The following is a 20369-nucleotide window of genomic DNA, read 5'->3' as shown; positions in this document are numbered from 1 at the left end:
CGAGGCCGCAGCCGCCGCCGACGGCGTCTCGCTCAACGCCTGGCTCGTGCGCGCCGTGACGGCGTCGCTCGATCCCGCGCCCGGCGTCGCGGCGGGCGCGGGCTCCTCGTACACCGGCTGGGTGCGCTGATGAAGACGTTCCCGGCGCCGGGACCGGCGGCCCTCCGCATCGAGCTGCAGATGGGGCGCATCGACGTCATCGCGGAGTCCCGTCGCGACCTCGCGGTCGAGATCGGCCCCGCCAACCCCCACCGGGGCGGCGACCGCAGCGCCGCCGACGCCGTGCGGGTGATCCACTCCGGCTCCGATCTGCGCATCGTCGGGCCGACGCGCTTCACGCTCTTCGGCTCGGGCGATTCCGTCGACGTCTCCGTGCGGGTCCCTGCCGGCTCCGACGTCTCGCTGGCCCTCAAGTACGGTTCTATCCGCGTCGCGGGGGCGGTCGGCACCGCGCGCATCGCCCTCGACTACGGCGATGCCACCCTCGAGCGCACCGGCCGCGCCGACCTCGGTCTCGGACACGGCGAGCTGCGCGTCGAGCACGTGCGCGGCGACGCCGACGTGAGCATCAGCTCGGGCCGCGCGCGCATCGGCATCGTCGACGGGGCGCTGCGGCTGAAGGGATCGGATGCCGGCATCGACGTCGGATCCGTGTCGGGGATCGCCGACATCGCGACGTCGAGCGGAGTCGTCCATCTCGGCGATCCCGGGCCGGCGCTGACCGTCCGCTCGGCCTACGGACCGGTGCGGATCGGCGATCTCAACGGCGGGACGGCGCGGGTCGAAGCCTCGTACGGCGCCGTGACGCTCGGCATCCGCTCGGGCACCGCCGTCTGGCTCGACGCGTCGAGCCAGCACGCGTCGGTGCGCAACGAGCTGGCCGCCGCCACCGGCCCGATCGAGGGAGAGGCGTCGCTGGAGCTCTACGCACGCACCGGCTACGGCGACATCACCGTGCACCGGACGCACCCGGTCGCGGGCTGAGACGGGGGTCAGGCGCGGGAGACGGCGTCTTCGAACGCCACCCACGCGAGCATCGCGCACTTCACCCGCGCCGTGAACTTCGAGACGCCCGAGAGTGCGGCGGCGTCGCCGAACACCTCTTCGTCGAGCGCGATCTCACCGCGCGAACGCAGCGCCTCGCGGAACCCGTCGACGAGCTCGGATGCCTCGGCCCGCGGCATCCGCTCCTCCTCCTCGATCAGCGCGGCGAGCATCGATGCCGACGCCTGCGAGATGGAGCACCCGGCGCCGTCCCACGTCACCTCGTCGACGGTCGTGCCGTCGTCGGACAGGCGGACGCGGAGCGTGATCTCGTCGCCGCAGATCGGGTTGCGCTGGTACGAGGTCGCGACGCGGCTGGCCTGATCGCCGCCTTCGGCGGCCTCGTCGGCGAGGCCCTTGCCGTGCGGGCGCTTGGAGTGGTCGAGGATCAGCTCCTGGTACAGCGACTCCAGGCCGTTCATGCGCCGGCCCCGAAGAACGAGCGCACACCCGACAGGGCGTCGAGGAACACATCGACGTCGTCGGCGGTGTTGTACAGCGCCGTCGATGCGCGGACCGAGGCCGTGAGGCCGAACCGGCGGTGCAGCGGCTGCGCGCAGTGGTGACCGACGCGTACCGCGACGCCGCGCGCGTCGAGGAACTGCCCGACGTCGTGCGCGTGCACGCCGTCGACGTCGAACGACCAGAGCCCGACCCGCTCCGCCCCCGGCGCGTCACCGAGCAGTCGGATCCCGGGGATCGATCGCAGCCCCTCGCCCATCCGGGCTTCCAGCTGCTTCTCGTGCCCGTGCACCCGGGCCATGCCGACCCCGTCGAGATAGCGGACAGCGGCCGCCAGGCCGATGGCCTGCGATACCGGCTGCGTGCCGGCCTCGAACCGCTGCGGCGGCAGCAGGTACGCGGCCTCGTCGAGGGTCACCGTCGTGATCATCGAGCCGCCGGTGAGGAACGGCGGCAGCGCTTCGAGCACCTCGGAGCGGCCGTAGAGGCCGCCGATGCCGTACGGGCCGAGCATCTTGTGGCCCGAGAAGACCGCGAGGTCGACATCGAGCGCCGGGAGGTCGAGCGGCAGATGCGGCGCCGACTGGCAGGCGTCGAGCACGGTCACCGCGCCGACCGCACGGGCGAGGGCGACGAGCTGGTCCACGGGGTTCACGATGCCCAGCACGTTCGAGACATGCGTGAACGCGACGACGCGCGTGCGCTCGCCGATGACGGCGGGTGCGGCATCCATGTCCAGCGTCCCGTCGTCGTGGACCGGGATATGGCGCAGCACGGCCCCCGTGCGGGCGGCCAGCTCCTGCCACGGGATCAGGTTGGCGTGGTGCTCGCTCTCGGTCACCACGATCTCGTCGCCCGGGCGCAGGGCGAACCGTGCGCTCTGCGGGGCGCCGCGGCCCAGCGAGGCGTTGCCGATCGCGTAGGCGACGAGGTTGAGCCCCGCCGTGGCCCCGCTCGTCCAGACCAGTTGCTCGGGCCGCGCGCCGACGAAACCGGCGACGGTGGCGCGGGCGTCTTCGAACAGCTCCGTCGCCTCGGCCGCCAGCGTGTGCGCGCCGCGATGGACGGCGGAGTTCGCGCGCGTGAGGAAGTCGACCTCCGCGTCGATGACCGCCTGCGGCTTCTGGCTCGTCGCGCCCGAGTCGAGGTAGACCAGGCGTTCGCCGTTGACGCGCTCGCCGAGCAGCGGGAAGTCCTCGCGGAGCGCCGCGGCGTCCGGGAGCACGGCCGGCGAGGGTGCAGGTGCGGGAGTGGTCACCCTTCAAGGCTACGCGGGATGCCGCCACCCGGCGCCGGGGTCGCGCTGCGGCCTCCCGGTGGTCAGGGCTTGGTGGCGGGCACCGACGGCTCGGAGGCGCCGGAGTGCTCGGGCGGCCCGGCGGGGCGGATCGCCCTGCGGCCGACGCGGTGCACCTCGGGCGCCGCCAGCCGTCCGGCACGGTCGTCACCGGGAAGCGCACGGGAGCGGCGGCCGTAGATGAGCTCGGACGAGTCCAGCAGCCAGGGCACCAGCGTGATCGAGACGCCGTGTACGAGCATGAGCTGCTGCGCGATGCGGCGCGCACGCCGGTTGTGCAGGAGCGACTCCCACCAGTGGCCGACGATGTACTGCGGGAGGTAGACGGTGACCACCGCGGAGCCGTGCTGCTCGCGGTACTGCTTGACGAATTCGGCGATCGGGCTCGCGTACGTGCGGTAGGGCGACTCGATGATCTTGAGCGGGATGGGCATGCGGTGCGCGCGCCATTCCGCCTCGAGGGCCGCCGCATCCTCTTTCGTCACCGAGATGTGCACGGCGAACGTCTTGTCGTGCTTGGCGGCGAGGGCGTAGTCGACGGCCTTCACGACCGGCTTCTGCAGCTTGTTGACGAGGATGAGGGCTACATCGCCGGTCGAGCCGAAGTGCGTCTGGTCGTCCATCGCGATCTCGTGGTCGACGTCGCGGTAGTAGCGGTGCACGCCGACCATCAGGAACGACAGCACCGGGATCGCGAGGAAGATCAGCCAGGCGCCGTGCGTGAACTTCGTGATGGTCACGATGATGAGGACGGATGCCGTCATCGTCGCGCCGAGCGTGTTGATCAGGAGGCCCTTGCGCAGACCGAACAGCTCGGTGCGGACCGCCTTGGTGCTGCGCTCGTCGGCGGGAAGGTCGCGGATCGCTCTCAGACCCCGTCGCCAGTGCCGGATCATGCCGATCTGACCGAGAGTGAACGAGACGAAGACACCGATGATGTACAGCTGGATCAGGTTCGTCAGGTTCGCCTGGTAGACGATGAGCACGCCGATCGCGACCAGGCCCAGGATGATCATGCCGTTGGAGTACACCAGCCGGTCGCCGCGGGTGTTGAGGGCCTTCGGAGCGTAGCCGTCGCGTGCGAGCACCGACCCCAGCAGCGGGAAGCCGTTGAACGCCGTGTTCGCCGCGAGAAGGAGCACGATGGCCGTCGCGGCCTGGATGATGAAGAACGGGACGGAGTTCATGCCGAACACCGCCGACGAGACCTGCGCCATGAGGCTCGGCTGCGGGTTGGCGCAGTCGAAGCCGATGAGATCGCAGGGGTTCTCGGCATAGTGCACGCCCGCCACCAGGGCGATCGCGGTGAGGCCGGAGAAGAGCAGGATCGCGATCCCGCCCATGAGCGCGAGCGTGGTCTGCGCGTTGCGCACCTTCGGCGTGCGGAATGCGGGCACCCCGTTCGAGACGGCCTCGACGCCCGTCAGGGCCGAGCAGCCGCTCGAGAACGCCCGCAGCACCAGCAGGATGACCGCCGCCTGGGTGAGGTCCTGGGTCTCGACCCCGTACTGCGCACTCGATGCGACCGGTGGGTTGCCCATCACGACCTGGAACAGGCCGACGATGATCATGACGCCGACCGACCCGATGAAGACGTACGTCGGGATCGCGAACGCGCGGGAGGCCTCGCGCACGCCGCGCAGGTTCATCACGACGATGAGGATGACGAAGCCCACGGCCAGTTCGACGCGGAACGGATTGAGGCCCGGCAGTGCCGAGATGATGTTGTCCACGCCCGACGCGACCGACACCGCCACGGTGAGCGCGTAGTCGACCGCAAGGGCCGATGCCACGATCACTCCCGGGATCTCGCCGAGGTTCTTGCGGGCGACCTCGTAGTCGCCGCCGCCCGACGGGTAGGCCTTGATCAACTGCCGGTAGCTGATCACGACGACGATCAGCAGCACCACGACCGCGGCCGCGATCCACGGGGCGAACGCGAGGAACGCCAGGCCGCCGGTCAGCAGGATGAGGAGAAGCTCCTGGGGGGCGTACGCGACGGACGAGAGGGCGTCCGAGGCGAAGATCGGCAGCGCCATCTTCTTCGGGAGCAGGTGCTCGTCCGTGTCGGTGGACGCCAAGGGGTCGCCCAGGATGAGGCGCTTGGCTTTCGGCGCCTCATCTACCGACTGCTCGCGGCTTTCGTTCGTCACGGCGGGCCAGATTACTCGTGAGGAGATCGTGAGGACGCATCAGGACGGGCATCCTCACGAAATCCATGCAGCGGCCTCTCTGGGACACTCGAGGGGTGGAGGACCGGATCATCCTCGCCGTGCTCGCGATCACCCTCGGGGTGGTCGTCGGGGTGCTGGTGTTCGTGCCCTTCGTCGCGCTCAGCTTCCGCCGGCGCGGCGGCTTCGGCGTGGGACGGTTTCTGCTGTGGGGCGCGGCGCTGGTCGCCGTGATGGCGATCTGGACCTACACGCTGCTGCCGCTGCCCGACCCCGACGCGATCCGCTGCGCGGGCGTCAACGTCGATGTGACGGCGCTCGCCGCCGACGTGCGGGGGGCCCTCGCGCGCCGTGGCGGCGCGGCGGCCACGGATCCCGCCGTGGCGCAGCTGCTGCTGAACGTGCTGCTGTTCGTGCCGCTGGGCTTCTTCATCCGGGTGCTCAGCGATCGCGGCGTCGTCACCGCCCTCGTGGTGGGCTTCGCGGTGTCGGCCTTCGTGGAGGTCACGCAGCTCACGGGCGTGTGGGGCCTCTACCCGTGCGCCTACCGGGTGTTCGACGTCGACGATCTGCTCACCAACACGCTCGGGGCCGTCCTCGGTTCACTCCTCGCCCTCGGGGTGCCGCGCCGCCTGCGGGGATCGCCGCGACTGCCCGACGCCGACGAGCCGCAGCCGGTCACGCGCGGGCGGCGTCTGCTCGCCATGGTGTGCGACGGGCTCGCCGCGTGGTTGCTCAGCCTGTCGGTCGTCGTGGTGGTGCAGCTGACGCTGTACCTGCTCGGTGCGGAGGCGGCGGTGCAGGACGGGTCGGCCGCGAGTCTCGTCGGGAGCGCCGCGCCGATCGCGGTGTGGCTCGTCGTCACGCTTGCGACCGGAGGCACCGTGGGTGACCACGCGGTGCGGCTGCGATTCACCGGCGGGCCGCTGCCCGTCGGACTCGCCCGCGCCCTCCGCTTCCTCGGCGGCATCGGCGGCTGGCTCCTGCTCATCGCGCTCCCGGGCGCGTGGACGTTCGTCGCCGCGGTGTTCGCGGGCCTCTCGGTGGTGCTCGTGTTCACGACCGGCGGTCGCGGGCTGCCCGGCCTCGTCTCGGGCCAGCGGGTCGTCGATGCCCGCGAGCCGGAGGAACCGGATGCCGCGCCGCCGGGTCCGACATCCGCTTCCGGCATATGAGGCACCGCGTGTCCGGTCGCCGAGCCAGGTTGCGAGACGACGCGCAGCCCCGGTGCCCGCGTGAGGATCAGGGCGCGGGCGTGTCCAGGAACTCGCGCGCGGCGACCACGAGCGCCTCGACGCCGCGGCTCACCGTCGGCTGCAGCACCGGTGCGAAGAACGGCGAGTGGTTCGTGGGGATGTCGCGTTCGACGGTTCCGGCGGCGAACGCCTCGGCGAACGCGGCCGCGTCGACCCCGCCCCAGAACCAGAACACGAGGGGCACGCCGGCCTCGCGGGCGAACCACGACACGTCCTCGCTGCCGGTGAACATGCCCGGGTCGATGACGGTGCCCTCGCCGAAGGCCGCGTCGAACGCGAGCACGAGGCGCGCGGTGGCGTGGACGTCGTTGATGGTCGGCGGGAGGGTGTGGTCGGTGACGATGACCGGAGGCTCCTCGGCGCCGGAGGCCTGCGCCTCGGCGCGCACGATGCGCTCGACCTTCTCGAGCACGCGGGCGCGGGCTTCGTCGTCGGGGTAGCGCAGGCTCAGCTCCAGCTTCGCCTCGGCCGGGATGATGTTGTTCTTCAGCCCGGCGTGGATCGAGCCGACGGTGACGACCGCGACATCGCGCGGGTCGACCTCGCGCGAGACGATCGTCTGCAGCCGCATGACGGTGGCCGCCGCCATCACGACGGGATCGATCGTCGCCTGAGGACGCGAGCCGTGCCCGCCGCGGCCCAGCAGCGTCACGGTGAGCCCGTCGGATGCCGCCATCTGCGTGCCGCTGCGCACGCCGATGGTTCCGGCGGGCAGGGGCGTGACGTGCTGCCCGAGCACGATGTCGGGCCTCGGGAACCGGTCGAGCACGCCGTCGGCGATCATCGCCTGCGAGCCGGCGCCGTACTCCTCGGCGGGCTGGAAGACGGCGACGATCGTGCCCGACCACTCGTCCTTCGTGGCGACCAGGCGCTCCAGCGCGCCGAGCAGGGCGGTGACGTGCATGTCGTGGCCGCACGCATGCATCACCGGCACGTCGTTGCCGGAGGGGTCGGTGCCGCGTGCGGTGCTGGCGTACTCGAGGCCGGTCTGCTCGGGCACCGGAAGGGCGTCCATGTCGGCGCGCAGCCACACGACGGGGCCTTCGCCGTTGCGGATGACGGACGCGACGCCGGTCTTGCCGATGCCCTCCTCGAACTCGATGCCGAGCTCGGTGAGGTGCTGCGTGATCACCCCCGCCGTGCGGGTCTCCTGGAAGGACAGCTCCGGATGCCGGTGCAGATCGATGTAGAGCGCTTCGAGGTCGAGGGTCATGGGGTCGAGCCTATCCGCGGGCGTCGCGCGAGCGCCGCCTGGGCCTCCCGGGGGGATGGGCGTGAATCGGCGGCGCAGCAAGGAGGCCGAAACGCCGCGGCGGCGGAGTAAGGCGTCAGGAGGGGAGGCGGGCCGTCGAGCCGCGCACGATGAGCTCGAACGGCAGCTCGCCCGGACGATGGGTCGGCGTCTCGGCATCCGTCGACTCGAGCGCCTCGAGGATCGCGTCGGCGGCACGCTCGCCCTGCCCGAGAGGGAACTGGTCGACCGTCGTGAGGCGGAAGAACTCTCCGAGCTCGTGGCCGTCGATGCCGATCACCGACAGGTCCTCGGGCACGCGATAGCCGAGCTCACGTGCGGCCAGGAGTGCCCCGATCGCCATCTCGTCGGAGGCCGCGAAGATCGCGGTGGGCCGGCCGCCGGGCTTGCCGAGCAGCTGCTTGGCGGCGCGGAAGCCGCCCTCGATCGTGAAGTCGGCGGGCTCGAAGAGCGAGGCGCTGACGGTGATGCCGGCATCCGCCAGTGCCTGCTCGAACCCCTGCCGGCGCTGGGTGGGGATGTGGAAGTCGATGTCGAACTCGGGGCTCGCGCCGATGTGCGCGATCGCGCGGTGTCCGAGGGCGAGCAGGTGCTCGGTGGCCAGGCGGGCGACCGCGACGTCGTCGACCGTGAGGGTGGTCAGGCGCGGATTGGGTCCGCCGATCGCGATGACCGGCAGGTCGAGTGCGACCAGCCGCTCGGTCTCCTCCTCGCCGAGCTCCAGCGAGATCGCGATGACACCGTCCACGCGCTGACGCCGGAGGAACGTGTCGAAGATGTCGTGGCGCTCGGCGCGATCGGCGGTGAGGCTGTACAGCGTGATGTCGTAGCCACGGCGCATGAGCGCCGACGCGATGCCGCTCAGCACCGTCGAGAAGAACCAGCGGTCGAGGAAGGGCACCAGCACGCCGATATTGCGCGTGCGTCCTGAGGCGAGGCTGGAGGCGGAGGCCGACACCACGTAGCCGAGGCTCTTGGCGGCGGCCTCGACCTTCGCCTTGGCGCCGGCCGAGACGTGGCCCCGCCCGCTCAGCGCGCGCGAGACGGTCGCCGTCGAGACGCCCGCCTGACGGGCGACCTCGTCGATGCTGACCACGTCGTCACCTCTCTCCGCCCCGGTTGACTTGCCCTATATGTACAACACGACGGGCGTGTCGCGAACTTATAGGGCAAGTCGATGAGCGTGCTCGTGCCCGGAGGCCGCCGTGCCCGGAGGCTCCGGCTCAGTCGTTCGTCACCCAGACGGTCGTGTCGGCGGGAAGCTCCCCGCCTGCGACCGGACCGCTCGACGCGATCACGATACCGTCCGGGAGCGCGATCGGCGCGGAACCGGTGTTCGCGACGACCGTGACATTCCCGTTGCGGAATGCGACGGCATCCGCTCCGTAGCCGTCGATCCACTCGAGGGAGCCCGCGCCCAGCGACCGCGCGCGGCGCTCGGCGAGAAGCGTGCGGTACAGCTCGAGCGTGGATCCCTCGACGCCGGACTGCACGTCGCGCGCGAGCCGTGCCCATTCGGCCGGCTGCGGCAGCCACGAGGCACCGCTCTCGTTGAAGCCGTAGGCGGGGGCATCCGCGTTCCACGGAATCGGCACGCGGCAGCCGTCACGGCCGTACCGCTCGCCGTTCGTGCGGAACCAGGTCGGGTCCTGACGCGCTTCGCCGGGGATGTCGATGACCTCGGGGAGGCCCAGCTCCTCGCCCTGGTACAGGTAGGCGGAGCCCGGCAGCGCCAGCATGAGCGTCGTGGCGGCGCGCGCGCGAGCCAGACCCACCTCGGGGATCGGCTGGCCCGGCGACTCCGGGCCGATGCCGTGACCCTGCGGGTTCTCGGCCGTCAGCGCGAGGCGCGAGGCGTGGCGCACGACGTCGTGGTTCGACAGCACCCAGGTGCTCGGCGCCCCGACCCCCGGGAACGCCCGCAGCGACACGTCGATGACCTCGCGGAGGTGCGCGGCGTTCCACTCGGTCTGCAGGTACGGGAAGTTGAAGGCCTGGTGCATCTCGTCGGAGCGCACCCACTCGGCCGTGCGCTCGGCGGTCGGCAGCCACGCCTCTGCAGCGAGGGCGCGGTCGCCCTGGTACTCCTCGAGGATCTTGCGCCAGTCGCGGTACACCTCGTGCACGGCATCCTGACCCCAGTAGGGCACGTTCTCCTCTTCGCCGCCCATCGACCCGGCCTCGGGGTCGGGGATGTAGTCGGGCAGGCCCTCGGCCTTGACGAGGCCATGCGCCACGTCGACGCGGAAGCCGTCGACGCCGCGGTCGAGCCAGAAGCGCAGGATGCGGCGGAACTCCTCGCGCACCTCCTCGTTCGACCAGTCGAAGTCGGGCTGCGACGAGTCGAAGAGGTGCAGGTACCACTGGCCGGGCCGGCCGTCGGCCTCGACGACGCGGGTCCAGGCGGGGCCGCCGAAGACCGACTCCCAGTTGTTCGGGGGCAGTTCGCCGTGCGTGCCCTTGCCGTCGCGGAACATGTAACGCCCGCGCTCGGGGCTGCCCGGCGCGGCGGCCAGCGCCTGCTGGAACCACTCGTGCTGGTCGGAGGAGTGGTTGGGGACGAGGTCGACGATGACACGGATGCCCCGGTCATGGGCGCCGGCGAGCATCGCGTCGAAGTCGGCCAGCGTGCCGAACAGCGGGTCGACGTCGCAGTAGTCGCTGACGTCGTAGCCGGCATCCTTCTGCGGCGACCGCTGGAACGGGCTCAGCCAGATCGCGTCGATGCCCAGGTCGGCGAGGTCGGCGAGGTGCGACGTGATGCCCGGCAGGTCGCCGATGCCGTCGCCCGATGCGTCTGCGAAGGAGCGGGGGTAGATCTGGTAGATGACGGCGGTGCGCCACCACTCGCCGCCGACGGGGGCGAGGAACGCGTCCGTGCGCTCAGCGGTCTCTGCGGAAGTCATCCGGCCAGTGTACTGCAAGCGCTTACATTGTGACGTCGAGCCGGATCCAGACCCCGGGCGTAGGGTGGGCGGGTGCTGTCCGAAGCCCTCACGCGCGCCGAGTCCCTGATCCGCACGATCCCCGATTACCCCGAGCCGGGGGTGCTGTTCCGCGACATCACGCCCCTGCTGGCGGATGCACGGGCCCTCCGCACCGTCATCCACGCGATGATCGCGCCGTTCGAGGGGTCCTTCGACGTCGTGGCCGGCGTCGAGGCGCGCGGGTTCCTGCTCGCCGGCGCGGCCGCGATGGAGGCGGGTGCGGGCCTGGTGCCGATTCGCAAGGCCGGCAAGCTGCCGCTGCCCGCGGCAGCCGTCACCTATGCGCTCGAGTACGGGACCGCGACGATCGAGGCGCACGACGACATCGCCGGGGGCAGCCGCGTGCTGCTGGTCGACGACGTGCTCGCTACGGGCGGCACCCTGGTCGCCGCGCATCAGCTCGTCGGCGAGCTGGGCGGCGTGGTCGTCGGCACCGCCGTGCTCATGGAGCTGACCGCGCTCGGCGGCCGCGAGGTCGTCGGCGACGTGCACACGGTGTTCACCGCCTGACGACAGCGCCGGCCGTCGGGGCAGGGCGCCTGCCCGACGACGACTCAGACGAAGCCCGGCAGATCGAGCCACGCGCCGGGTGCGGCATCCGTGCCGTCGCGCACGACGGTCCCTTCGATCAGCCCGTAGGGGCGGTCAGCGGCGTAGAACACCTCGTTCGGGTTGTCGAGCCCGAACGGCGACAGGTCGTACGCGAAGTGGTGCTTGTTCGGCATCGCGAAGCGCACCTCGGCGATCTCGCTTCGCGCCTCGATCGCGGCCCTGCCCATCTCGAACAGCGTCTGCTGCAGGGCGAGCGAGTGCACGGTGGCGAACGTCGACAGCAGCACGGCGAGGACGTCGGAGTAGAGGCCGTTGTAGTCGATGCCCGCGTCGACCGCCTCGGGCAGGAAGCGCCACCGCCCCGTCACCGACGTCGCCATGATGCGGTCGGTCGCTTCGGGCAGCGTCGTGTACCGGTCGCGCGGGAACCCCGCGAACTCCGACCCGGTCGACTTCAGCACGGTCAGGTCCTTCACCCCGCCCATGACGTGCGTCGCGCCGTCGAGCTTCTGCACGGTCGCGAGCCGCGTGCCCTGTCCTCGGCGGACGAAGGAGTGGTCGTGGGGCACGCCGTCGACGACGATGCGCTCCCACTCGTACTGCTCGGCCTGCCACAGGCCGCCCTCGATCCAGTCGAACGCCGAGACGAAGTGGTCGCCGAGCTTCAGCAGGTACTCCTCGGGGGAGGGGATGCCGTGCTCCTTCGCGAAGGCGAACGCGGTGTTCTTCTGCGTGTCGGTGGCCACGATCATCGCGTTGTCGCCCTCGAGGAACGAGCTCGCGAGCGCCGCTCCCCGCAGCTGAGACGTGACGTCGAGGTCGACGATCTCGTGGCGGGCGGTGTCGCGGTAGATCCGCACGATGCGGTTCTCCGCCTTGCCGTACTTGTTGGCGCCGAGGCTCACCGAGACCATGACTAGCTCCCTCTGTAGGTCGAGTACGCGAACGGGCTGAGCAGCAGCGGCACGTGGTAGTGCCGATCGGTGTCTTCGACGGTGAAGGTCACGGTGACGAGCGGGTAGAACGAGGCGACGCCGCGGTCGGCGAACCACGCCCCGGTGCCGAAGGTGAGCGCGTACATGCCGGGCTCGAGACGCTCGGGGCCGAGGGCTGCTCGTCCGTCGGCGTCGGTGAACCCCTGGGCGACGCCCGCGGTGCCGCCGCCGGGCAGGTGCCGCGCGAGCGACACGACGACGTTCTGGGCGGGCGTTCCGCTCGACGCGTCGAGGACATGGGTGGTCAGGTGACTGCTCATGCCTTCATCCTTGCGTCACGGCCGCGCGCAGGCGCAGCAGCGCGATCTCCGCGAGCTGGCCGACGGCTTCGCGTGCCTCGGTGTCGTCGTCGTTGCCGAGCCGGCGCTCGAGCTCGGCGAGCATCTCCTCGGGGGAGCGGCCGGCGGCACGGATGAGGAAGACGCGACCGAATCGCGCCTCGTAGGCGGCGTTGCCGTCGGCGATCCGGGCGGCGACGTCGGCGGCGGCATCCGCCATCGAGGCCTGCTCGCGACGCGATGCCGCGGCTTCGGCATTCTCGCCGGTCACCCGGGCGCCGATCCGGGGGTGCTGCGCGACCGCGGCGTCGAGGTCGGCACGCGTCCACGTGGTGGCGAGCGCCGCGGCGCGCTTCGCCAGTTCGTCGACACTGCCGTACGGGCGCCCGTCGACGAGTGTCTCGACCCAGGAGGGGATGCCCGCCCACACCGCGACGCTCTCGCGTGCGGCCGCGGCGTCGAGCGCGTTGAACTCGTCGATGGTCATCGGCGTCCTCTCGGGTACGACGTCACTGCGGCACGCGGGCCACGCGGATGCGCGCGCTCACACATGGTCGACGACCGCGTGCACGAGGTCGGATATCTCGCGCTTGTACTCGTTGAAGTCCGGGCTGGTGATGTCGCGTTCGACGGGCAGGTCGATGTCGACGACGCGGCTGATGTGACCGGGCACGCCGTGCGAGGCGCCGCCGGTCATCACGACGACGCGGTCGGCGAGGAAGACCGCCTCCTCGATGGAGTGGGTCACGAACACCACCGTCGTCTTCGTCTCGACGTGGATGCGCTTGAGCTCGGCCTGCAGGTCCGACCGGGTGAGCGCGTCGAGGGCGCCGAACGGCTCGTCCATCAGCAGCACGCTGGGCTCGTTCGCGAGCACGCGGGCGATCGCGACGCGCTGCTGCATGCCACCGGAGAGCTGGCCGGGGTACTTGTCGGCGAAGCGGGTGAGGCCGACGGTGCGGATGAATCGCTCGGTGAGCTCTCGCGCCCGTGCCCGCGGCAGGCGGCGCCGGCGCGGACCGTACGCCACGTTCTCGTGGACGGTGAGCCACGGGAACAGTCCGTAGTCCTGGAACACGACGCCCCGCTCGGGCCCCGGGGCGGTGATCGGTGCGCCGCCGACGGTCACCGTGCCGCCGGTCGCGGGCTCGAACCCGGCGAGGATGCGCAGCACGGTGCTCTTGCCACAGCCCGAGGCGCCGACGATCGCGACGAACTCGCCGGAGGCGATGTGCAGGTCGACGTCGGCGACGGCCTGCACGCCCGCACCCTCCGGGCCGTAGCGCTTGGAGAGGCCGCTGATGTCGACCTCGGCGGTGTCGATGGTGATGTCGCTCATGGCAGGTCCTGTCACTTGATCAGCGGGCGGCCGCGGGTGAACAGCTGGAAGGCGCCCATCAGGATGCGGTCGGAGAGGAAGCCGGCGACGCCGACGACCATCATGCCGACCACGACCATGTCGGTGCGCACCACGTCGCGGGCGAGGATGATGTTCGCACCGAGGCCGACACTCACGCCGACGCCCTCGCCGAGCACGAGCACGACCCACGCGATCCCCAGCCCCACCCGCATGCCGTTGACGACGGCCGGGGCGGAGGCCGGGACGACGACCTGGGCGAGGACCTCCCAGCGGCGGGCACCCAGCATCCGTCCGGCCTCGATGAGGCGCGGCGGAACCTCTTTCGAGCCGCTGATCGCGCCCAGGACGATCGGGAAGAACGCCGACAGCGCGATGAGGAAGATCGTGGCCTGGTCGCCCCAGCCGATCAGCAGGCCGACGAGCGGCACCCAGGCCGTCGCGGGAATGGGACGGAAGAGGTTGATGAACGGATCGAAGAGCGCGTCCATCGTGTAGTAGCGGCCCATCAGGATGCCGAGGGGCACGGCGATCGTCGACGCGATGACGAATCCGACGAGCACGCGCAGCGAGGACGTGCCGAGGTTGATCCACAGGTCGCCCGAGAAGGCATCGTCATGGACGCCGCCGAACGCGTAGTCCCACAGGGACGCGACGACGTCGGCGGGAGAGGGCAGGAAGCCCATCCGGATGCCGACGACGGGGATCTCCCACGCCTGCTCCCGGCCGACCTGCCAGACGACGAGGAACAGGATCGGCACGATGCTGCCGAGCAGCACGCGGTTCAGCGCGGAATGCCGGGCGAGGGGGCGCGGCCGGCGGCGCGGCGGTGCTGCCGCCGAGGCGTCGGGGGCGAGGTCGGTCACGGTGGCCTGGGTCACGATGACCTCCTTTCGAGCGGATGCCGGATGGGGCGGTGGGGCGGTGGGGCGGCGAGGGTGTGAAGCGAAGGTGGTGGCGGCGCGGGGGGCCCGCCGCCACCACCGGCGCGTCACGGGGCGAACGTCGTGTCGACGATGTCCTCCCCCGTGGGCGCGTCCGTGATGAGGCCGATCTCGGCCATCGCGGACGCGAGCGACTCGAGCTGGCCGACGTACTCCTCGGACAGGTCGGAACGCAGCCAGAAGTTCTCGAGCGCGGAGGTGAAGACCGCCTCATCGCCGCCGAACTCCTCGACCATGCCGGGGAGCCACTCGTCGATGTTGTCGGCCATGTATGCGGTCGTGGCGGCGTGCGTGTCGACGACCTTCTGCACGAGCTCGGGGTTCTCCTCGATCAGCGCGCCGGTGGTGATGAGGCCGATGTTCACCTTGCCGATGGGGGTCGAGTACGGGTCGACGACCTCGGTGCCGCCGTTCGCCTTCGCGATGGAGACGCCGATCTCCACGCCCATGAATGCGGCGATGTCACCGGCGCCGAAGGCGGCAGCCATTTCGGGCACGGGGATCACGGTGAGGGCGAAGTCCTCGGGGGTGAGTCCGGCATCCTCGATCAGCAGCCGCAGCGCGACCTCCTGAGCCGAGCCCTGGACGATGCCGATCTTCTCGCCCACGAGCTCGTCGAGTGAGGACTCGCCGTTGCCGATGAAGCCCGAGCCGCCGTCCGCGGCGCTGGCGACGACCTTGAGGTCGCGATCCTGCGAGATCGAGGCGATCGTGGGCGTGACGCCCGAGATGGCGAAGTCGATCGACCCCGAGACCAGGGCGTCCGACAGTGCCGGCGTCGTGTCGAGAGTGACGACCTCGAACTCGACGCCGTCGACGGCGTGGTCGTTGTAGAGGAAGGGCTGGTAGAAGTGCGGCTGGCCGCGGAGCGTTCCGATCTTGACCGTGACGGTCTCCTCGCTGGACGAATCGTCGCTCGCGGCGGAGGGGGAGCCGCTGCAGCCCGCGAGCGCGAGCGCGGCGGCGGTCGCGAGGGCGGCGACGGCGGTGAGGCGATGGGACAGAGGGCGCATGGGCGGGACTCCTGGATCGGCTCCGGCGGCAGCGCGGAGCGGGTGGGGATGCTGTGTGGGGCTGGCCTCATTCAAGGACGCCCGTTCGCGCGGGGCGTGAAGGCCGTGTAACGAGTGTGTTAAGTGATCGCTTAACGTCCTGGATGGCCCGCGCGGCCGACGGCTCCGGCGTCCCGGTGAGGGCCGCCGGCGTCATACGATGTGGCGCACAGCCCGGCCGGCAGCGGGAGTCAGGAGACGTCGATGGGTGAGGTGCCCACGCAGATAGGACCGCGACTGCGGACGCTCCGCGTCGCCACCGGGCGGTCGCTGTCGTCCGTCGCGCACGAGCTGGGGATCTCGTCGAGTGCGCTGTCGCAGATCGAGACCGGGGTCATGCAGCCGTCCGTCAACCGGCTGATCGAGCTCGTGGGCGTGCTCGGTGTGCCGGTGTCGGCGATCTTCGACGACCCCGGTCTCTTCGCCCCGCGACCGTACGACGATCGCGCCGAAGTAACGGAGCAGCTGCCGGGGGTGCTCGTCGCGCACGCCGGCGGGATGTCCTCCGCGGAGCTCGCCGAGGGGGTCACCTACCGCCGGCTCTCGCCGGCGTCGCTGCCCGGAGTCGACTGGTTCGAGTCCACGTATCCGCCCGGTTCCTCGTCGAGCATCGACGGCACGATGCTCGTGCACGCCGGTTACGAGAGCGGATGGGTCGCCCGGGGCGAACTGACCTTCGAGTTCGCAGACGGGAAGGTGCGGCTGGGTCCGGGAGACTCGGTCTCGTTCCCGGCGTCGCGCCCGCACCGCGTGGTCAACGACACGGCCGATCCCGCCGTCGCGATCTGGCTCACGCTCACCGGTCCCGGCACCGGCACCGGCGTTGCCGGCGCAGAGGCGTAGTCACGAGGGTGTTACACGGGAGAAACCCGCGCGGCGATATTAAGCAATAGCTTTACGGGATGCGACATCGCCGCGTCGCGGCATCCGCTCATCGACACTCTCTGGAGATCGCCATGACCCCTCCCGCCACCTCGCCCCGGCCGGGGAGCGAGACGCGATGACGCGCGGGCGTTCCGTCATCCGCGCCCAACGCACCTGGGTCGGGGGCTCGTTCCGGCCCGCCGCGATCGTCGTCGAGCGGGGTCTCGTGGCCGGCATCGTCGATGTGCGGGCGCGTGTGGCCGGCGCGCGCACCGTGCTGGTGCCCGACGACGCCGTGCTCCTCCCCGGGCTCGTCGACTCGCACGTGCACGTGAACGAACCGGGCCGCACCGAGTGGGAGGGGTTTCGGTCGGCCACCCTCGCGGCCGCCGCGGGCGGCGTCACGACCATCGTCGACATGCCGCTGAACTCGCTCCCGCCGACCACCACGCCTGACGCGCTCGAGGTCAAGCGCGCGGCGGCCGTGCCATCGGCGTTCATCGACATCGGGTTCTGGGGCGGAGCGGTGCCCGAGAACCTCGGCGCCCTCGCGCCACTGCACGACGCGGGCGTGTTCGGGTTCAAGTGCTTCCTCTCGCCGTCGGGTGTCGACGAGTTCGGCCACCTCGACCGCACGCAGCTGCTCGCCGCGATGACCGAGATCGCGGCCATCGGCTCGCGGCTGATCGTGCACGCCGAGGACCCGGCGCTGCTGCACGACCATGGGGCGCTCGGCCGTGAGTACGGCGCGTTCCTGGCGTCGCGGCCCGCCGAGAGCGAGGCATCCGCCATCGACGCCGTGATCGACGCCGCCCGGCGCACCGGCGCCCGTGCCCACATCCTGCACCTGAGCGACGCCCATTCGCTGCCCGCGATCCGGGCGGCCAAGGCCGAGGGGGTCGCGCTCACGGTCGAGACGTGCCCGCACTATCTGACGATCGCCGCGGAGGAGATCCCCGAGGGTGCGAGCGAGTTCAAGTGCTGCCCGCCGATCCGTGACGCGGCGAACCGCGATCTGCTCTGGGAGGGCGTCGTCGACGGCACGATCGACGCGATCGTGAGCGACCACTCGCCCTCGACCGTGGACTTGAAGCGCTCCGGCGGCGGCGACTTCGGCCTGGCGTGGGGCGGGATCTCCGGACTCCAGGTCGGTCTGGCGGCGGTATGGACCGAGGCGCGGGGCCGCGGCATCCCACTGGAGACGATCCTGCCGCTCTACACGACCGGCCCCGCCCGCGTCGCAGGGCTGGACGGCGTCGGGACCATCGACGTCGGTGCTCCCGCGCACCTGACAGTCTTCGGAGTCGACGACCCCTTCGCGATCGACGCCGCGCGGCTGCTGCACAAGAACCCGATCACCGCGTACGACCGTCGCGTTCTGACCGGCCGCATCCGCCGCACCTGGCTGCACGGCGAGTCGGTGTTCGACGTCACGGCGGGCGGCCCCGGCGAGGCGCCGCGGTTCCGCGGTGCGCCGCGCGGCCGGCTGCTGAAGGCGGCTGCCCGCAGCAGCAGCGACGGCGTCGGCGTCGGCGACAGCGACGGCGACGGCGCCACCGGCCCGTCCGGCGATGCGCCCGCACAGAACGGGACGACCCCGACGGCGCCGACGGTGCTGCAGCGCGGCACCGGGCCCATCCCGGGCGATCACTACCTGCCCGCCACACCGGACACCGTGATGTGGGGTCGGCTGCCGTGTGCGACGGATGCCGCGGTGCTGACGATCGGGCAGGGTGACACCGTGACGTTCGACACCGTCAGCCACGAGGGGATCCTCGAGGAACAGGGCAAGGACCCGCTGGTGTTCTTCGCGGGGCACGGCGTGGCGGAGGCATCCGTCCTCGACGATGCGATCGAGATCGCCGCGACTCTGTCGCGGGACCCCGCCGCTGACGGACCGCACGTCGTCACGGGACCCGTCTTCGTCGAGGGCGCCCAGCCCGGCGACCTGCTGAAGATCACGGTGGAGCGGCTCGTTCCCCGCGTGCCGTACGGCGTGATCTCGAACCGTCACGGCAAGGGCGCACTCGTGGGCGAGCTGCCTCGCGGAGCGGCGAACGTGAGCGTCTTCACCCCGGTGGAAGCACGCGCGTCGGGGCTGGTGGGCGTCTTGCCGGTGATCGAGGGCGGGCAGCGCGTCGTCGAGTTCCCGCTCGCGCCGTTCCTCGGCACGATGGGCGTCGCGGTGGCGGGCGCGGTGCGGCCGCACTCGGTTCCGCCGGGCGCGCACGGCGGCAACATCGACATCAACCTGCTCACCGAGGGTGCGGTGCTGTACCTCCCGGTGCAGGTGCCCGGGGCGCTCGCGTACGTCGGCGACCCGCACTTCGCACAGGGCGACGGCGAAGTGGCGCTCACGGCGCTCGAGGCATCGCTGCGCGCGACGCTGCGCTTCGAGGTGGTGCCGCGCGCCGCCGCACTCGCCGAGTTCGGCGAGGTGACCGGCCCGCTCGCCCGCGCACGGGGCTATCTCGTGCCGACGGGCCTCGACCCTGATCTGAACATCGCGATGCGCAACTGCGTGCGCGCGGCGCTCTCGCTGCTGCAGGCGCGCTACGGCATGGACGAGCACCTCGCTTACGCGTACCTCTCGGCGGCGACCGACTTCGACATCTCGCAGGTCGTCGACATCGTGTGCGGGGTGCATGCGCGCATCCGCGAGGCGGACTTCGCGGCGGTGGAGCATGGCTGAGTCCACGCCGCGGCCGCGCACCGTGGTCCCCGGCGCCGAGACGGTGCCACGGGACCTGCTCGCCGCGTTCGAGCGGTACGAGGCCGCGATCATCTCCGACGACGTGGAGGTGCTCGACGAGACGTTCGCGCCCGGCCCCGGCACCCTCCGCGGCGACACCGCGGGCCTTCTCGTCGGGCACGACGCGATCTCGGCCTTCCGTGGCGCGCGCGGCGGTGTCGCGCCGCGGTCGATCGAGCGCATCGAGCACCGTGAGCTGGGGACGGATGCCGCCCTCCTCGTCTCGGTGTCGCGCTACGCCGGCGGGGGCCGGGGTCTGCAGACGCAGCTCTGGCAGCGCATCGACGGGGCATGGCGCATCACGGCAGCCCACGTCTCGCCGCGCCCCCAGCCGCTGGACCGCACCGTCTGGCGCACGGTCGGCGACCCGCTCTGGCAGGGCGCCTGGGAGGGAGCGCTGGCCGGGCTCACGGTCGCGGTGAAGGACCTCTTCGCGATCAGGGGCTATCGCATCGGCGCCGGCAATCCGGCGTTCCTGGACTCCGCGCGACCCGAGACCACGACCGCGCCCGCGGTGAGCGATCTGCTGCGCGGCGGGGCATCGGTGCGCGGCATCGCCCGTACCGACGAGTTCGCGTACTCGATCGCGGGCGACAACGTGCACTACGGCACGCCCCCGAACGGCGCGCTGCCCGGGGCGCTCCCCGGCGGCTCGTCGAGCGGACCGGCGACCGCCGTGGCCACCGGTCAGGCCGACATCGGGCTGGCGACCGACACCGCCGGGTCGGTGCGGGTACCGGCCTCGTACCAGGGGCTCTGGGGGCTGCGAACGACGCACGGGCTCGTGCCGCGTCAGGGCCTCCTCCCGCTCGCGCAGTCCTTCGACACCGTCGGGTGGCTCGCGCGCGACGGCGACACGCTGCAGCGTGTCGTGGACTGGTGCCTCAGCTACGACGGATCGTCGTCGGCGCGGAGCGAGGGTGTCGAATCCGGCCGAGAGCCGGGCGAGGATTCCCGCCGAGGACGCTGGGGCGAGTCGGGCGCCGACCTGCCCTGGCGCTTCGTCGTGCCCGACGAGGCGCTCAGCGCCGCGGAGCCGGCGACGCGCGACGCGGTCGAGTCGCTGCTCGCGCGGCTCGCCGCCGCGCCCGAAGCTCCGGCCGTGT

General features: G+C 71.6%; 18 protein-coding genes and 1 pseudogene. 7 read left to right on the top strand and 12 right to left on the bottom strand.

What is annotated here, in order from left to right; genetic code table 11:
- The first annotated feature begins 129 nt into the window (after positions 1–129).
- Entirely contained in the window at positions 130–984 is an 855-nt protein-coding gene (locus tag VIP82_RS11610; protein ID WP_331908692.1) for a DUF4097 family beta strand repeat-containing protein, read from the top strand.
- A gap of 8 nt (positions 985–992) precedes the next feature.
- On the opposite strand, the gene sufU is transcribed toward VIP82_RS11610, so the two are convergent.
- The 3 genes from sufU to VIP82_RS11595 all read right to left on the bottom strand — a co-directional run bounded on the left by sufU (position 993) and on the right by VIP82_RS11595 (position 4968).
- Positions 993–1466, bottom strand: a complete 474-nt coding sequence (gene sufU, locus VIP82_RS11605) for a Fe-S cluster assembly sulfur transfer protein SufU (protein WP_331908690.1) — start codon at positions 1464–1466, stop codon at positions 993–995.
- Complete coding sequence (locus VIP82_RS11600) at positions 1463–2764, bottom strand: SufS family cysteine desulfurase (protein ID WP_331908688.1); 1302 nt, start codon at positions 2762–2764, stop codon at positions 1463–1465. The genes sufU and VIP82_RS11600 overlap by 4 nt, the downstream gene beginning before the upstream one ends.
- Positions 2765–2826: 62 nt before the next feature.
- Positions 2827–4968 carry an APC family permease gene (locus VIP82_RS11595; protein WP_331908696.1) on the bottom strand — a complete coding sequence of 714 codons (2142 nt, stop codon included), beginning with the start codon at positions 4966–4968 and terminating at the stop codon, positions 2827–2829.
- Positions 4969–5051: 83 nt separating this feature from the next.
- On the opposite strand from VIP82_RS11595, the gene VIP82_RS11590 reads away from it, so the two are divergent.
- A complete protein-coding gene (locus VIP82_RS11590) occupies positions 5052–6149 on the top strand; it encodes a VanZ family protein (protein ID WP_331908686.1) in 1098 nt (365 codons plus the stop codon).
- Between the two features lie 67 nt (positions 6150–6216).
- On the opposite strand, the gene VIP82_RS11585 is transcribed toward VIP82_RS11590, so the two are convergent.
- The 3 genes from VIP82_RS11585 to VIP82_RS11575 all read right to left on the bottom strand — a co-directional run bounded on the left by VIP82_RS11585 (position 6217) and on the right by VIP82_RS11575 (position 10388).
- The gene (locus VIP82_RS11585) at positions 6217–7443 is read right to left on the bottom strand and encodes an amidohydrolase (RefSeq protein WP_331908684.1); all 1227 of its coding nucleotides are present in this window, start codon (positions 7441–7443) and stop codon (positions 6217–6219) included.
- A gap of 115 nt (positions 7444–7558) precedes the next feature.
- A complete protein-coding gene (locus VIP82_RS11580) occupies positions 7559–8578 on the bottom strand; it encodes a LacI family DNA-binding transcriptional regulator (RefSeq protein ID WP_331908682.1) in 1020 nt (339 codons plus the stop codon).
- A 127-nt stretch (positions 8579–8705) separates the two neighbouring features.
- Positions 8706–10388 carry a glycoside hydrolase family 13 protein gene (locus VIP82_RS11575; protein WP_331908680.1) on the bottom strand — a complete coding sequence of 561 codons (1683 nt, stop codon included), beginning with the start codon at positions 10386–10388 and terminating at the stop codon, positions 8706–8708.
- Between the two features lie 72 nt (positions 10389–10460).
- Here VIP82_RS11575 and VIP82_RS11570 point away from each other — a divergent pair, with 72 nt between their 5' ends.
- The gene (locus tag VIP82_RS11570) at positions 10461–10979 is read left to right on the top strand and encodes an adenine phosphoribosyltransferase (RefSeq protein WP_331908678.1); all 519 of its coding nucleotides are present in this window, start codon (positions 10461–10463) and stop codon (positions 10977–10979) included.
- A gap of 44 nt (positions 10980–11023) precedes the next feature.
- On the opposite strand, the gene pucL is transcribed toward VIP82_RS11570, so the two are convergent.
- The 6 genes from pucL to VIP82_RS11540 all read right to left on the bottom strand — a co-directional run bounded on the left by pucL (position 11024) and on the right by VIP82_RS11540 (position 15608).
- Positions 11024–11935: a factor-independent urate hydroxylase gene (gene pucL / locus VIP82_RS11565; RefSeq protein ID WP_331908676.1), complete on the bottom strand. Its 912-nt coding sequence runs from the start codon at positions 11933–11935 to the stop codon at positions 11024–11026.
- 2 nt (positions 11936–11937) lie between these two features.
- Entirely contained in the window at positions 11938–12276 is a 339-nt protein-coding gene (uraH, locus tag VIP82_RS11560; protein ID WP_331908674.1) for a hydroxyisourate hydrolase, read from the bottom strand.
- A 4-nt stretch (positions 12277–12280) separates the two neighbouring features.
- Positions 12281–12781, bottom strand: coding sequence for a 2-oxo-4-hydroxy-4-carboxy-5-ureidoimidazoline decarboxylase (gene uraD, locus VIP82_RS11555; protein WP_331908672.1), 501 nt, complete (start codon positions 12779–12781; stop codon positions 12281–12283).
- Positions 12782–12838: 57 nt separating this feature from the next.
- Complete coding sequence (locus VIP82_RS11550) at positions 12839–13633, bottom strand: ABC transporter ATP-binding protein (RefSeq protein ID WP_331908670.1); 795 nt, start codon at positions 13631–13633, stop codon at positions 12839–12841.
- An 11-nt stretch (positions 13634–13644) separates the two neighbouring features.
- Positions 13645–14532, bottom strand: a complete 888-nt coding sequence (locus VIP82_RS11545) for an ABC transporter permease (protein WP_331908668.1) — start codon at positions 14530–14532, stop codon at positions 13645–13647.
- Positions 14533–14642: 110 nt separating this feature from the next.
- Positions 14643–15608, bottom strand: coding sequence for an ABC transporter substrate-binding protein (locus tag VIP82_RS11540; protein ID WP_331908666.1), 966 nt, complete (start codon positions 15606–15608; stop codon positions 14643–14645).
- Positions 15609–15851: 243 nt separating this feature from the next.
- Here VIP82_RS11540 and VIP82_RS11535 point away from each other — a divergent pair, with 243 nt between their 5' ends.
- From VIP82_RS11535 to VIP82_RS11520, 4 genes and pseudogenes are all read left to right on the top strand, one after another.
- The gene (locus tag VIP82_RS11535) at positions 15852–16490 is read left to right on the top strand and encodes a helix-turn-helix domain-containing protein (protein WP_331908664.1); all 639 of its coding nucleotides are present in this window, start codon (positions 15852–15854) and stop codon (positions 16488–16490) included.
- Positions 16491–16647: 157 nt separating this feature from the next.
- Positions 16648–17955: pseudogene (allB, locus tag VIP82_RS11530) on the top strand (allantoinase AllB); the annotation flags it as partial.
- A gap of 168 nt (positions 17956–18123) precedes the next feature.
- Positions 18124–19203, top strand: coding sequence for an acetamidase/formamidase family protein (locus VIP82_RS11525; RefSeq protein WP_331908694.1), 1080 nt, complete (start codon positions 18124–18126; stop codon positions 19201–19203).
- On the top strand, positions 19196–20369 hold a 1174-nt coding region (locus VIP82_RS11520), incomplete at its 3' end, for an AtzH-like domain-containing protein (protein ID WP_331908660.1). The genes VIP82_RS11525 and VIP82_RS11520, both read left to right, overlap by 8 nt.

The sequence above is a fragment of the Microbacterium sp. genome (assembly GCF_036566905.1).
In the GTDB taxonomy this organism is placed as follows: Bacteria; Actinomycetota; Actinomycetes; order Actinomycetales; family Microbacteriaceae; genus Microbacterium.
Note: the sequence above shows the minus strand (reverse complement) of the source record. Positions and strands in the feature narration are given on the sequence as shown.

Coding starts and splice junctions, on each gene's coding strand:
- VIP82_RS11535 (WP_331908664.1), top strand. CDS start 15,852: ATGGGTGAGGTGCCCACGCAGATAGGACCGCGACTGCGGACGCTCCGC.
- VIP82_RS11575 (WP_331908680.1), bottom strand. CDS start 10,388: ATGACTTCCGCAGAGACCGCTGAGCGCACGGACGCGTTCCTCGCCCCC.
- VIP82_RS11550 (WP_331908670.1), bottom strand. CDS start 13,633: ATGAGCGACATCACCATCGACACCGCCGAGGTCGACATCAGCGGCCTC.
- uraH (WP_331908674.1), bottom strand. CDS start 12,276: ATGAGCAGTCACCTGACCACCCATGTCCTCGACGCGTCGAGCGGAACG.
- VIP82_RS11585 (WP_331908684.1), bottom strand. CDS start 7,443: ATGACCCTCGACCTCGAAGCGCTCTACATCGATCTGCACCGGCATCCG.
- uraD (WP_331908672.1), bottom strand. CDS start 12,781: ATGACCATCGACGAGTTCAACGCGCTCGACGCCGCGGCCGCACGCGAG.
- VIP82_RS11540 (WP_331908666.1), bottom strand. CDS start 15,608: ATGCGCCCTCTGTCCCATCGCCTCACCGCCGTCGCCGCCCTCGCGACC.
- pucL (WP_331908676.1), bottom strand. CDS start 11,935: ATGGTCTCGGTGAGCCTCGGCGCCAACAAGTACGGCAAGGCGGAGAAC.
- sufU (WP_331908690.1), bottom strand. CDS start 1,466: ATGAACGGCCTGGAGTCGCTGTACCAGGAGCTGATCCTCGACCACTCC.
- VIP82_RS11610 (WP_331908692.1), top strand. CDS start 130: ATGAAGACGTTCCCGGCGCCGGGACCGGCGGCCCTCCGCATCGAGCTG.